The 14,369-nt window shown below is 46.1% G+C and carries 14 protein-coding genes; all 14 read right to left on the bottom strand.

Going from position 1 to position 14,369, the window contains the following annotated elements:
• Positions 1-18 precede the first annotated feature (18 nt).
• A complete protein-coding gene (atpA, locus tag OQJ86_RS12055; RefSeq protein WP_265987901.1) occupies positions 19-1,557 on the bottom strand; it encodes a F0F1 ATP synthase subunit alpha in 1,539 nt (512 codons plus the stop codon).
• Between the two features lie 12 nt (positions 1,558-1,569).
• Positions 1,570-2,112 carry a F0F1 ATP synthase subunit delta gene (locus tag OQJ86_RS12050; RefSeq protein WP_038867906.1) on the bottom strand — a complete coding sequence of 181 codons (543 nt, stop codon included), beginning with the start codon at positions 2,110-2,112 and terminating at the stop codon, positions 1,570-1,572.
• An 8-nt stretch (positions 2,113-2,120) separates the two neighbouring features.
• A complete protein-coding gene (locus OQJ86_RS12045; RefSeq protein WP_038867908.1) occupies positions 2,121-2,591 on the bottom strand; it encodes a F0F1 ATP synthase subunit B in 471 nt (156 codons plus the stop codon).
• 43 nt (positions 2,592-2,634) lie between these two features.
• The gene (gene atpE / locus OQJ86_RS12040; protein WP_004730405.1) at positions 2,635-2,871 is read right to left on the bottom strand and encodes a F0F1 ATP synthase subunit C; all 237 of its coding nucleotides are present in this window, start codon (positions 2,869-2,871) and stop codon (positions 2,635-2,637) included.
• Between the two features lie 48 nt (positions 2,872-2,919).
• Entirely contained in the window at positions 2,920-3,687 is a 768-nt protein-coding gene (gene atpB / locus OQJ86_RS12035) for a F0F1 ATP synthase subunit A (protein ID WP_038867911.1), read from the bottom strand.
• Positions 3,688-4,086, bottom strand: a complete 399-nt coding sequence (locus OQJ86_RS12030) for an ATP synthase subunit I (protein ID WP_005431832.1) — start codon at positions 4,084-4,086, stop codon at positions 3,688-3,690.
• Between the two features lie 605 nt (positions 4,087-4,691).
• Entirely contained in the window at positions 4,692-5,999 is a 1,308-nt protein-coding gene (locus OQJ86_RS12025) for a BatD family protein (RefSeq protein WP_265987900.1), read from the bottom strand.
• Positions 5,996-7,741 (bottom strand): vWA domain-containing protein, encoded by a 1,746-nt coding sequence (locus OQJ86_RS12020; RefSeq protein ID WP_265987899.1) that lies wholly within the window; start codon positions 7,739-7,741, stop codon positions 5,996-5,998. Before OQJ86_RS12020 ends, OQJ86_RS12025 begins: the two co-directional genes overlap by 4 nt.
• Entirely contained in the window at positions 7,734-8,825 is a 1,092-nt protein-coding gene (locus tag OQJ86_RS12015) for a vWA domain-containing protein (RefSeq protein WP_265987898.1), read from the bottom strand. The genes OQJ86_RS12020 and OQJ86_RS12015 overlap by 8 nt, the downstream gene beginning before the upstream one ends.
• The gene (locus OQJ86_RS12010) at positions 8,818-9,369 is read right to left on the bottom strand and encodes a DUF4381 domain-containing protein (protein ID WP_265987897.1); all 552 of its coding nucleotides are present in this window, start codon (positions 9,367-9,369) and stop codon (positions 8,818-8,820) included. Before OQJ86_RS12010 ends, OQJ86_RS12015 begins: the two co-directional genes overlap by 8 nt.
• A complete protein-coding gene (locus OQJ86_RS12005; RefSeq protein WP_265987896.1) occupies positions 9,370-10,332 on the bottom strand; it encodes a DUF58 domain-containing protein in 963 nt (320 codons plus the stop codon).
• A gap of 12 nt (positions 10,333-10,344) precedes the next feature.
• A complete protein-coding gene (locus tag OQJ86_RS12000) occupies positions 10,345-11,328 on the bottom strand; it encodes an AAA family ATPase (protein WP_265987895.1) in 984 nt (327 codons plus the stop codon).
• Between the two features lie 65 nt (positions 11,329-11,393).
• A complete protein-coding gene (locus OQJ86_RS11995) occupies positions 11,394-12,710 on the bottom strand; it encodes an anaerobic sulfatase maturase (protein WP_265987894.1) in 1,317 nt (438 codons plus the stop codon).
• 95 nt (positions 12,711-12,805) lie between these two features.
• Positions 12,806-14,323 (bottom strand): arylsulfatase, encoded by a 1,518-nt coding sequence (locus tag OQJ86_RS11990; protein ID WP_265987893.1) that lies wholly within the window; start codon positions 14,321-14,323, stop codon positions 12,806-12,808.
• Positions 14,324-14,369: the final 46 nt, after the last annotated feature.

Genomic DNA, 14,369 nt, shown 5'->3' with positions numbered 1-14,369 from the left:
GGACTCCTGTTAGTGGTCCTACGATTGCAGCGCAGTGAACTCTGTCAGCAAGCTGTTCAATTCACTCTCAATCTCATCGTTGTAATCACCAGTTTGGTTGATTTTATCGAGTAGTGGTTGTGCGTTAGTTCGACCAAATGCCATCAGCTCTTCTTCATAACGAGACACTTGATTTAGTGCCACATCATTGAGGAAACCTTTCTCTGCAGCAAAAATCGCCAACGCTTGCTCTGCGACCGTCATTGGTGCGTATTGTTTTTGCTTCATGAGTTCAGTGACTTTCTCACCGTGGTCAAGCTGACGACGTGTCGCTTCATCTAGGTCAGAAGAGAACTGAGCAAATGCGGCCAATTCACGGTATTGCGCCAACGCGGTACGAATACCACCCGACAGCTTCTTGATCACTTTGGTTTGCGCTGCACCACCTACACGAGATACCGAAATACCTGGATCAACCGCTGGGCGTAAGCCTGAGTTGAATAGCTGAGTCTGTAGGAAGATTTGACCATCAGTAATCGAGATTACGTTGGTTGGTACGAACGCCGATACGTCACCCGCTTGGGTTTCGATGATTGGCAGTGCGGTTAGAGAACCTGTTTTGCCTTTTACTTCACCGTTAGTGAATCGCTCAACGTATTCTTCGTTAACACGTGCTGCACGTTCTAATAGGCGTGAGTGGAGGTAGAAAACATCACCCGGGAAGGCTTCACGACCTGGTGGACGTTTTAGGAGTAGTGAGATTTGACGGTAAGCCACCGCCTGTTTTGATAGATCATCATAGACAATCAGCGCATCTTCACCACGGTCACGGAAGTATTCGCCCATGGTACAACCTGCGTATGGCGCTAGGTATTGCAACGCTGCCGCTTCTGATGCTGACGCTACCACCACAATGGTGTTTTCTAGTGCGCCATGCTCTTCTAGTTTGCGAACTACGTTAGCAATGGTCGATGCTTTTTGACCAATTGCGACGTAAATACATTTAACGCCCAGTTCTTTTTGGTTGATGATGGCATCAATCGCCATCGCGGTTTTACCTGTCTGACGGTCACCGATGATCAACTCACGTTGACCACGACCGATTGGCACCATGGAGTCTACCGCTTTGTAACCAGTTTGGATTGGCTGGTCGACAGACTTACGGTCGATTACGCCTGGGGCAATGACTTCCACAGGGGCCATACGTTCAAACGATACAGTACCTTTGCCATCAATGGGCTGACCTAGCGTGTTCACTACACGACCTAGCAGACCGTTACCGACTGGCACTTCAAGAATACGACCCGTGCCTTTTACTTTCATCCCTTCAGATAGGTCCGCATAAGGCCCCATCACGACCGCGCCGACGGAATGACGTTCTAAGTTCAGTGCCAACGCAAAACGATTGTCTGGCAACTCTAACATCTCGCCTTGCATAACATCTGCAAGACCGTGAATTGTGATGATGCCGTCACTCACAGAGACGATAGTGCCTTCATTTCTCGCTTCACTTTCGAGGTTGAAGTTATCAATTCGCTCTCTGATTAATTCACTAATTTCATTTGAATTTAATTGCATTTCTATACCCCGTTACACATGTAGGTTGGTCGCCAATCGACTGAGATTGGTAAGAACACTGCCGTCATACACGGTCTGTCCTGCTGTGATTACCACACCACCTACAAGGGATGGATCCAGTTGTGTTTCTAACGTAATGGCTTTACCGTATTTTTCGGTTAATGCTTGTTTAAGCCTTGCCATTTGTTCCTCATCCAGAGGTTCTGAAGCACGCACTGTTACTGTCATGGTTCGCTCGTATTCGGCTTTCATTTCAAAGAACTGAACCGCCACTTCTCCCAGCGCTTTTAAACGCTTGCTCTCTTCCATAATGCGAAGAAAGTTCTCGAAACTTTGATTTAGCCATTCGCCACCAGCGTGAAGAATCAAATCCAGTAATGGCTGTTCCGAGCCTTCTTCACTGAGATCATCCAGAATCAGAAGTGTGTTTGGTTGTTCCATGATGACTTGAGTAATGGCAAACATCTGTTGCCAGTCATCCAAGCACTCTGCGTCACGAGCGTAATCAAACGCCGCTTTCGCGTAGGGTTGAGCCACTATTGTCAAATCGGACATGTGCCCTCCTACATTTCGTTGATGAAGCGGTTCACCAAGTCGCGGTTAGCCGAGCTATCCAGATTGCGATTTATCAGCTTACTGGCACTTTCAATCACCAGATCCGCCATTTCATCTTTCAACTCTTGGCGAACTTTGCTACGCTCGCTTTCCACTTCTGCTTTGCCTTCTGCGACAATGCGCGCTTTCTCTTGCTTTGCCAGTTCAACGGCGTCTGCAACCATTTGATCTTGACGTTGCTTACCTTGGTTGATGATGGCCTGAGCTTTAGAGCGAGCTTCTGTCAGTAGCGCTTCACCATTCGCTTTTGCCAGTTCCAACTCTTTTGCTGCTTTTTCAGTTTGTTCAAGACCTTGAGCAATTTCAGCACGACGCTCATCAATCAGTTTTACAAGTGGTGGCCAGACATATTTCATGCAAAGCCAAACGAAAATCACGAAGGAGATCGCCTGACCAAACATTGAGGCATTTAAGTTCATAGCACCCTCTCTTCTATAACGTTATGAAATTGATTAATTCGAATTACGCTACAGCGAAGATGATGTACAAACCGATACCCACACCAATCATTGGCACCGCGTCCACAAGACCCATCATGATGAAGAACTGAGTACGAAGCATTGGGGTTAAATCAGGTTGACGAGCGACCCCTTCAAGGTATTTACCTGCAAGGTTACCGATACCCGATGCGGCACCCGCTGCACCAAGACCAATCAGCAATGCACCCGCCACGTAAAGAACTGCGCTAACGATATCCATAACAACTCCTAGAATTGAATTTTTTAATTAAGAAATAAATTTTTTGATTTAGTGCTCTTCAACAGCCATTCCGAGGTAAACCACGGTCAGAACCATAAAAATAAATGCTTGAAGCACAACAATTAGTATGTGGAATAGTGCCCAAGGAACACTAAGTGCCCATTGCATCCACCATGGCATTAACGCAATTAGTATGAATATCATTTCACCTGCGTACATATTGCCAAATAATCGAAGACCTAAAGATATTGGTTTAGAAATTAATGTTACCAATTCAAGAACTAAGTTCACTGGGTATAACAGAGGATGAGAAAATGGTTGAGTAGTTAACTCTTTAATAAACCCTTTCACACCTTTGTTTTTAAACGTATAACCTAAAACCAAAATAAATACGCCTAATGCCATCGACATCGTAATATTGACGTCGGCTGAAGGTAAGTCACGGAAGTGCTCGACACCTACTGAACGAGTCAGCGCTGGAATCAAATCAACCGGCAACAAATCAACGGCATTCATTAATAATACCCAAACAAATATTGTCAGAGCTAAAGGGCCTATAATCTTGTCTTTAGCTAGAAATATTTCTTTTACGATATTATCGACGAACTCAAATACCATCTCGATCAAACACTGGAATCGCCCCGGAACTCCTTTCGTTCCTTTCGTCACCGCAAAGCGGAATGAAAGGATGAAAACAAGTCCCGTCAACCAAACCATGATCATGGAATCAAGGTTAATTCCAAACCATCCGTTTCCGGTGGTGAGAAAGGTCAGGTGGTGCTCAATATACTCATGAGCGGACTGGACAGTATCCATTTATGCCTTCCTTTCGAAGCGGTCTCTGAACAGCGGCGTTAAGAAGTGACCAAACATCGTCACACAAAAGCCTATCAGGACCACGATGTTGCGAAGAGCCATAAATCGAAACGTCAAAACAAACATTACAATGGTGTAGATGACTTTGATATTTCGACTCAGATGCATGAGGTCACGCAAACTCTCTTCTGGTTTCACCCTAGATTTAATGGACGCGAATACCATGCCGAACAGAGATGGTAGAATCGCGATGAGCACCCCAGTAATCGCTGACTCAGCACTTAGAGATCCACTTCGCATGTATTCATACGCGATGAATACCAGACCCAAAGTTGCTTGAGCAATAAGAATCCTTTTACCAGCTACCAATATTGGATCGTCGTGAATATTAGCTTCCATAAATCACCCTTTAAAATAATTTCGAATTAAACTTCTGATAATTAAACCTCACAAAATAAAGCTGCCTAGTGACGACGAATTATATTAAGATAAATTTAATACACAGAATTAAATTTAATCTGATAATTATTATTCACATATTTAAAAATCAAAACGGAATCACTCCGCATTTCCGTTTCCCCAGAAATATACACCGATAATTTTAATAATCTAAATCGAAAAACTTGCAAATTATCATTCCATTTTTGAAGTGTTATTTTATTTGAACAAACCAAAAATGAAATATACATTGATTAAGCCGTCTTTATCAGGGTTAAGACGAAAAGCTTGTCACATGGAAGTGACACTCCATCAGAAAGGAATTAAAATGATTTTAGGTTATATATTTTCAAATATAGCAGTTGTAAATATATAACCGATTAATAAACCTGTTTAATATCGCAATGAAATATCTTTTAAATAGAAGCTTAAAAGATAAGAATTAAATATATGTGAAATATATTATTTCTTTGCGTCATTTGTAGCACGTTAAAATAGACATTTCATGTGCTTATTGCGATTAAAAAGAACAAAAAAAGGACGCTGATTCAGCGTCCTTTTTCGTTTTATTTCTTATTACTTGCCTGCTTATCGAGTTGCGGCAAGGCTTTGGGTATTGCCCACTTCAGGCGTTTTGGCTTCAGTGCTTGTATCCCTTTCCAAAGCGCATTCATCAAGCTTGCGTCCTCTTGCCCCTCATGTAGGCGCTGTGAACGCTTCTGCCAAACGTCAGAGTCATTGGCTTTACTCATTTCAAGACCACCCGTGTTGCTTCTCAGCTGCTTATACAAGCTTGCTCGAGCAGCGCCCCATCGATTCGCTTTCACCATTCGTCTGAACACTAACCATGGCGGCGTAGGACGAGAACGATAATAACGGTGAATGCTCAAGGCGGCGATAACGAGAACAAATAGCGTCACTGCGCTGCCAATCAACCAGCCCGAATAAGCTCTAACAAAGGATTTGAATGTATGCTTGGCTTTGAAGGTCTTACCCTCAATCACCACCGTTTCCAGCTCTTTACTCTTACTATTCCACCATTGGAACTTGTGTTCAGGCAAAGTGAACTCACCGCCCTGTTGGATCACATACACGCTTTCTTCTATTCGACTCGATTGGTAATCGCCACGCGTTTGCTCATCGTCTAAGCGGTTTGGTTGAGGGTACGCTTGATAACTTGCAGTAGAATCATTGGATAACAAGTCTGGAAGCAACACTGACAAACTGTCTTGTGCATTAATCGTAATAGTGCGAGTGATTGCATCACCGACTTTCAATTCATCGTTAGACGTTGTCCATTTCTGATCCACACTCACCTTAGTCGCGGTAAACCATGCAGACTCATCACTGAGCAAACCAGAAGGCATAGACGCTTCGAACTTAATTGGCTGCGTATAAAGCGTACCAGCCACTTTCGAACCATCAGGCGCAGAGACTTGCACACCAACGGCGACCGGTGGAATCACAAATTGTCCCGAGGCTTGCGGATACAAGGTTATTTCCCAACGCTGACGAGACCACGTTTGCCCCCCTTTACGCTCGGTATAGTTGGTTGCTAATTGGTTACGCTGCTTCGCAATCACGTTAGGGATTTCTACGCTGCCAATGCGTGTACCACCGGTGAACCAACGAGGCGTTGCGACTTCGATGTACAAGATCACCTGCTCATTCACACTGAACTTAGGTGCTTCCTTCGTATCGGCCCCTGCTCCCTGCTTGCCAACCCATGCTAACAATTCAACATTATTGCTGCGCTGCAAGTCTTGAATGTCTTGTGCGTTCGCCAAACCAGTAAAAAGCAAAGTAAACACCATCAAGATAGTGCTTAGACGCCCAACCACAGAGTCAGCGCCAAGTTTGAATGCATTCATCATTGTGCTTGCTCCTCTTCTTGTTGCGGTTCTGGCTGCGGCTCCGTTTTCAAGGGTTCACGCAGTTGAATTTGGAATTTAGCGCGCAAGAAGTACTTAGGATCGGCCTCTACGCGTTTTAACCACTTATCCGCCAGTTCTTGGCTGCCAAGGATTTCGTTCGCATTGAGTTTTTCTTTCAGCATTAATTCAGCCGCGGTTTTTTCGTCTGCCCCATCTGCCGTTTGCGGGTTGTCACCCAGTTCAAACGACTCTTCAGGTCCATCTGTTGTCCCCGCTTGGCTTTCACTGGTACGGTTAATCTCTTCGACAATGCCACCAATGACTTTTAGGTTGTGCTCGACGTCTGGTCGTAATTGCTCACTCAAGGTGTCTTTGTCTGCCAGTGTTTGCAACAAATTACGTGCGGCCAAATACTCACGTTGACGCGCCAACGCACTCGCAGCGTTGTATAAGCCATAGTCTTTTACCGCATCTGATGGGTCGTTTTGCATCTCCAAGAAAGCGGTATGAGCCAGTTTGTATTCGCCTGCGTAATAATAAGCCGTCCCTTTACGCAACGGATCCGTAAAGTGCTTTGCTGCCTCAAGGTATTCGTTTTTGTTGAACAAACGCTGTCCTTGTTGATTTGGCGTGAGCCATAAATCCCACCACCATTGAGACGCTTTATCCCAGACGGTTACCTCTTGTACCACTTCAGGTTTATCCGCTTTGAGCGAGACGGTTTCCGCCATGGCTTTTGGCGTCATAAACAAAGACGTTGATACCATCGCCACCACACACCATTGCACTAACCAGCCTTTACGGAACCACAGCATCATAATGAGAGCAATTGGAAACAATAGTTGATAGCCCATGTCTTTCCAAGGCATGGATGATTCGCCATTGAGTTGCATGTTTCGCTCAACAAAACGGTTCAGCTTGTCTATATCGCTGTTGTCTACCGTTACTTCAACAAGGCGTCCACCAGTCGCGCCGGCAAGATTATTTAACGAGTCCAAGTCGACAGGGTTGTTAGAAACAATGTCCGAGTTACCCGCTGCCAAGATAAGCAATTGATAAGGCTTGTCGGCAAAGTAGTTTTTGTAAGCGGTAATGGTTGCTGGGTTGACACCATCCGTAACCAACAGAACCGTAGAACCCGGTTGGCCTTGTAATTGTTGGTCAATCAAAGGCAACGCCGTCTCAGCAAGTTTACCTTCAACTGGCATGATTTCTGGCGTTATCGCCGCTAGAAACGGTTCGAATACTTTGCTGTCTTGCGTCACAGGCATCGCGACATGAGCAGAACCCGCATACACAACCAACCCAGTGCTGCCACCTTTTCTTGCTGCCAATAGGTCACGGATCTTTTGCTTTGAGCGTTCCAAACGGCTTGGCGGAAGGTCTTTTTGCAACATTGAATCGTTGTTGTCCAACACCACTAGCATCGAAGCTTTATCTTCACCAAAAGGAGAAGCTTGGCGCTCCCAAGAAGGTCCGGCACAGATGATGATGGCAATCGCTACTATCACCATAAGCAGCTTGAGTGGCAGTTGTTTTCGCCAACCATAGTCGCCAATCGTTAGTGCTTTACGTAAATGCTCAGGAAGAATGTCTTTCCAGCTTGGTTTGGATTCTTCTCGCCACCTTAACCAAAGCAAAAGAAACATCGGGATGAACGCCAATAGCCACATTGGACGAATGAAATGGAACTGTGTGACAAACTGTTCTAGCCCCATGCTAGAGAAAGGAGAATCAAACATGGTGCTCTCCTTTTACGTTGTCTGATTGTGCAGAAACTTCACTGTTCACTGATAGTCGACGACGCTTAAATGTCGCCAACGAGAACGCGGTTAAATACATCGCAACCACCAAAGCCATTAAGTAATGATGCAAACTTTGCTTAGGACGGTAAGTGGTACTTTCATAAAGCTGTGGCTCTAACTTACCAATCTCATCATAGGCTTTAGCAAGTTCGTCACGGTTGAGCGCTTCAAATGCCTCACCACCGGATTCTTTGGCAATACGTTTGATCGTATTCATATCTAGCGCAGTTTCACCCACAGTTTGTGGATCACCCATTGCAATCACGTGGATACGTACATCTTTGGCTTTTGCTACTTTCGCAGCATCAATCGGCTCAACGAAGCTTCCTGTGTCATTACCATCCGTTAGTACAATGGCGACTTTCTCTTTACTCTCTTCCACGTCGGTACGCGACTTTTCACTTTGCTCAAACACTTTAATCGCCAAACCAATGGCATCACCTAAGTGGGTACTCTGCCCTGCCATCGCCACATCCGTTTGGTTAAGCAACTCTAGCCACACTTTTTGATCGGGCGTGAACGGGGTTTGCACAAATGCCGCATCGCCGAACAAGATCAAACCTAAGCGGTCGCCTTTGCGCGTTTTGGCAAAGTCACTCAATACTTCTTTGGCTGCATCGAGACGAGAGATCTTTTCACCAGTTTTGGACGTGAAGTCTTGCTCTGCCATTGAGCCAGACAAATCGACAACGACCATAACATCTCGGCCTAAGCTTTCACGCACCTGTGGCTCGCCAAGTACTGTCGGCTTTGCCATTGCGGTCACGACCAAAAGCCAAGAGATGATGAGCGTTGCGCGCTGCCACCAGCTCGGAGTGAGTTGGCTTGCGCCTTCTGACGGCGTTTCACCAATCGCATCCACAAGCTGACTAAAGAACGGCACTTTGATGGCCATTTGTTTGGTGCGGTAAGCTGGGACGAGGAAATACACTACCAAAGGCAGCGGCAAGATGATGAACCAAAGCGGATGCTCAAACTCAAAACTGCTCATGCCAAGCCATGAAGCAAGAAGATCACCCATGGCGACCTCCTTTTAATGCACGCGCTTTGTAGGCAAGCGTGCGCTTTTCAATGTTGTGAGCGTTCTCATCGTGCTCTTTCACCCACTCAGTTGCACGTTCAAAAAGTTGTAAACGCTCTGTTTTTTCCGGTTCGACACTTGGGTCAACGATACTTTGCAGCCATCGCTTAGATATTTCATCATCAAACAATTTGTGCTTGGGGTTAAGCTCATCTAACTTGCGCAGGAACGCGGTATCAAACAAGCGAGCATGAGAGCTATCAAGATGGATTAAGACGATTTTCAGAATCGAGAACAGCGCTTTCGGCATGCTGGCGTCATCTGGTGTTAAACGAGAAATCGCTTCAATAGCTTCTTTACGGTAACGGTTATCCCACCAGTGGTGTGCCAGTCGGTAGCCGACATACATGAGTACAATCGCACCCACAATTGCAAGGATCTTCCAACCAATGGTTTGTGGCACCCAGCTGACGCTTTCTGGCACCGCGACGTCATGCAGCTCACGCAGAATATACGTGCTTGGAGGCGTGTGTAAGTCTGTCATTTATCGGCCTCCAACGAGTTTTTGGAATTGAGTAATGTGGTCACCTGTTGTATCGATTTCGATATGAGGCAGCTTTTTGATTGCCATGAGTTGCGCCAGTGATTGACGTTTTAACTGCGCTTTCTCAACCAAACTGGCACTGGCGGCATCGACTTTGGCTTTGCTATCTAAGTTGAGCTGGTAACGACCATCACCAATCACCCATTTCACTTTCGCCAAATTTTGAGGAAGCGACTGCTCTAGAGGATCGCTTACCATCACCGCTAACACGTCATTATGCTGTTGAAGCTGCTTAAGGTGATCAAGGTGGTGCTCTTCGCAATCGCGCCAATCACTGATGAAAATCAGCGTGGATTGTTTTAGTTTCATCCGTTTAATGAGCTCAATCCATTTACTGAACGTCACTTTGTCTGAATCTAACGAGTCCACATTTAAGCGCTGGTTGGCCTGAGAGAGTCGCTTCAGTTGAGCGAGCAAATCGTTTTGCGAACGCTGGGCTTTGCTGTGGTATAGAGCAGAGTCAGAGGCGATAACAAATCCGACTCGGTCACCGTCTTTCAATACTCGCCAACCACACATAGCCGCGACTTCAGCAGCGACTACAGATTTCATGACCTCGGTAGAGGCAAAAAACATCGCACTGCGCTGATCAACACAAACAATCACATTGCGGTCTTTTTCTTCGGTGTAACTGCGCACATGAGGCTTGCCCGTGCGCATAGTGACTTTCCAATCTAGGTTTCGGATGTCGTCCCCTAGCTGGTAGTGACGCAGTTCTTCAAAGTTCAAACCACGTCCGCGGAATAATGAGTTATGACGACCAGAAAGCACACTGCCCGCTTTCAAGTGAGGCAGCAGGCTGAAGGATTCGGCTTGCGCTTGTAAACGTACTAAGCGTGAGTAATCGCAATACAAGCGAGGATCGAGCCCTTGGGGTTGAGGAGCAAGCGTTGGCTTTGCCATAGTCCCTCCTGCTTATCCGATTTCTACACAATCAAGCAACTCTTGCACCACTCGCTGGTGATCGACACCATCGGCAAGTGCATCGTAAGAAAGTGAGAAGCGATGTCCCAGCACCGATGGCACCATTGCACGCACGTCATCAGGCGTTACATGGTCACGCCCTTGTAGCCACGCATAAGCGCGCGCACATTTGTCTAACGAGATAGATGCACGAGGACTCGCACCGATTTCGATCCATTTTTGTAGCTGGGAATCGGCGTAACGCTCTGGTTTACGTGTCGCCATTACCAACGCTACGATGTAGCTTTCGACTAATTCAGACACGGCTATAGAAGGAAGTTGGCGACGCGCTTCAATCACTAATTCAGGCTCGATGTGTTTTGGCGTCACTAGCTCATTACTGGTTTCTGAACCCAACTCTTCACTGCGTACCAGACGAATGATATCGCGCTCGGCTTCATCTTCTGGGTAATCAACAGTCACTTTCATGATAAAACGGTCCATCTGCGCTTCTGGCAATGGATACGTCCCCTCTTGCTCCACAGGGTTTTGCGTTGCAAGCACCATGAACAACTCAGGCAAGACGTGTGTCTTATCACCCACTGTAATCGTACCTTCTGCCATTGCTTCTAGCAGTGCGGCTTGTACTTTTGCTGGCGCACGGTTCACCTCATCCGCTAACACAATGCTGTTGAAAACTGGTCCCGGTTGGAAGTGGAGTTGAGGCTTACCATCCAACTCTTGGTACACTTCGGTACCTGTTACGTCTGAAGGTAATAAGTCGGGTGTAAACTGAATACGACCAAAGCTGGTGTTAAGTAGGTTCGCAAGCGACTTCACCGAGCGGGTTTTTGCCGTTCCCGGTAAGCCCTCTAAAAGTACGTGACCATTGGTCAATAACCCTATCACCAAAGCCTGAACCACATGGCTTTGTCCAATGACGCTTTTTTCAGTTTGTTCGATTAATTCATTAATGGCTTGTTGTGCGTGGTTCATAGTCTACCTATTGAGTTTACGGGAGCCTGAGCGTTAAAAGTTGAGTATAAGACTGAAAGTAATAACTAAAGGTTATATTCGCTATATTCACCTGAGTTGTAAGACTTTATTAACCTTGATATGCCAACCAGAATTGGCAGCGAATGGTCAAAGAACATTTTTATTCCCGGACACAAGTAGTTTAGACCAGCCTCACCATTCGGCGCGGTAAGTAACCGATTTTTTGGGCATTCTCCCCAGCAATACTTCAAATACGGGCAATCAAGGCAGTATTGCGGCAAAGAAGACTTTTTCGCCATGCCAAAGCTGTATTGACGAGTTGAGATTGCAATTTCATTCAGAGATCGGTCATGAATGTTAGCCAGTTGGTATTCCGGATAAACGTAGTGATCACAGCTAAACACATCCCCATTGTGTTCAATCGCTAGGCCTTTGCCGCAGAACTCTGCGCTAACACACAACTGCGAAGGCATCCCCATGACTTGCGCGACAGCGGTTTCGAAAAGGTTGACCAAGACTCTGCCAAGATCGTTGTTCACCCATTCTTCAAATACAGCAATCAGAAACTCGCCCCACTCTTCTGCATCGACCGACCAGTCCGTAACCACTGACATCAAATGCCCCGGCTTTGCTAATTCGCTGCCAAGTTTTGGAGACATGTTTTCTTTCCAGAAATGGGGAGCGGTTTGAGTGAAAGACCGAGGTTCAACACAAGGTGTGAATTGGATATAAGTGACGCCGAGTTCTTGAGTGAGGAAGCGATACACTTCGAGCGGATATTTGGCGTTAAAGCGGTTTACTGTCACCAAAGCATTGAATGACACATTATAACGCTTCATCAGATCAACGGCTTGCATGACGCGTTGAAAGGTCGGTTTTCCACTTCGGGTTTTGCGGTATTTATCGTGGATAAATTCAGGACCATCTATCGATAAACCAACCAGAAACCCGTGGTCATGCAGAAACTGACACCAAGCCTCGTTTAATAAAAGGCCATTGGTTTGAAGGTCGTTTTCGATGCGAACGCCGTGTTTAGCGTATTTGTTTTGCAGTTCGACAACCTTCTTGAAGTAATCCAACCCCAACAGTGTTGGTTCACCACCCTGCCAAGAAAACACAACCTCCTCACCATCTTGGCTTTCGATATAGCTCTTTATGAATGCCTCAAGTGTTGCATCGTCCATTTTTGGTTGAGTGCCTTGATTGAATAATTCATCTTTGTGCAGATAAAAACAGTACTGACAATCGATATTGCATTTTGCCCCGCCCGGTTTCGCCATCACGTGAAAACGTCGTTCGACTTTATCACTATTAGATACAAACGCCGTTTTGAGGGGAGTTAATGCCATTTGAGTAGTATGAATGTGAGTTTGTTTTTTCATAAAGAACGATCTCGAAAGCAGAAGAAAGTCAGCGCCCAAGTTGGGCGCTGTATTTAAGGACAATAACTAGGGTCTATAGACCTATGGACAAAACGTTATTTCGGAACAAACGAGCCCGGAGCCATACGCGGCGGGTACTCTTTGAAGGTTTCCATGACCTCTTTTACTTTTTCAACCGCAGGCATCATCAAGAATGAACGTTCGTACATCCAACGGTCGTAACCCATACCAGTATCGCCACGCTCAAATGGGTCGATACTCAAATCATAGATTTGTGGTACACGGAGTTTGGTAAATGGTTTCTTCCAGATATCCAAACCAGTTTCGTTTTCTTGGATCATGAAGTGGTATTTGTATTTACCGTAGCGTAGAGCCAGTAAATCGCCGTCATCACTCCAGTAAACAAACTCGTTCCGCGCAGACTTGTCTGTTTTACCCGTTAGGTATGGCAGTTGGTTGTAACCGTCTAAGTGAACGTTGTAGTTCATATCGCCCACTTTCTTGCCTTTCAACAATTCTTCTTTGACGTTGCTGTTGCCCGCCGCAGCCACCAATGTTGGTAAGAAATCTTCCAAAGACATAATGCCGTTAAGCGTCGTGCCCGCTTGGATATGACCCGGCCACTTAATTACTGCAGGAACGCGGAAGCCACCTTCCCAACCGGTGTTTTTCTCACTACGGAATGGCGTCATACCCGCGTCAGGCCACAAGTTGATCATTGGGCCGTTATCTGTGGTGTAAACAATGATGGTGTTGTCATCAACGCCAAGCTCTTTAATCTTATTGAGCAAGTGGCCAATTTGGTCATCGTGTTGCTTCACACCATCGGCGTAGAAACCTGCGCCTGTTTTACCTTTGTAGTCGTCTGGAACGTGCGTGAAGTTGTGCATGCGCGTGGTGTTAAACCACGTAAAGAATGGCTTGTCGGCTTTGACTTGTTTCTCGATAAACTTCTCAGCTTCATCTAGGAACTCGTCATCAACCGTTTCCATGCGTTTGCGCGTCAATGGCCCCGTGTCTTCAATCTTGCCATCCGCATAAGAGTGGATCACACCACGAGGTCCGAACTTCTTCTTGAATTCAGGATCTTGTGGGTAGTCTACGTTCTCCGGCTCTTCTTCCGCATTTAAGTGGTAAAGGTTACCAAAGAACTCGTCGAAACCGTGGTTGGTCGGCAAGTGTTCATCGCGGTCGCCAAGGTGGTTTTTACCAAATTGGCCCGTTGCGTAACCAAGGTCACGTAGCAATGTCGCAATAGTTGGATCTTTCTCAGAAATCCCTTCTTTCGCTCCTGGCAAACCAACCTTAGACAAGCCTGTACGTTTTGGCATTTGTCCCGTGATGAACGCAGAGCGACCTGCGGTTGAGCTTTGCTGAGCGTAGAAGTTCGTAAACTTAGCACCGTCTCTTGCAATGCTATCAATATTTGGTGTGCTGTAAGCCAGCATGCCACCGTTGTATGCACTCAAGTTCCAGTAACCGACATCGTCACCAAAGATAACGAGAATGTTGGGCTGTTCTGCCGAATAAGCGGTCGCTGATGCCGCTCCAATCGCAAGCGTACAAGCGTTTAATACCAGCTTCTTGCCGCGTTTTTTATCGTGGTTTGCCATAAAAGGGCTCCATAAATCCGTTGCTGCTAATCTTGGTAGAAAATCA

It is taken from the genome of Vibrio sp. Sgm 5 (assembly GCF_026241575.1).
GTDB lineage: Bacteria > Pseudomonadota > Gammaproteobacteria > Enterobacterales > Vibrionaceae > Vibrio > Vibrio jasicida.
The sequence above is the reverse complement of the archived record's forward strand: the minus strand, read 5'-3'. Positions and strand labels throughout refer to the sequence as shown.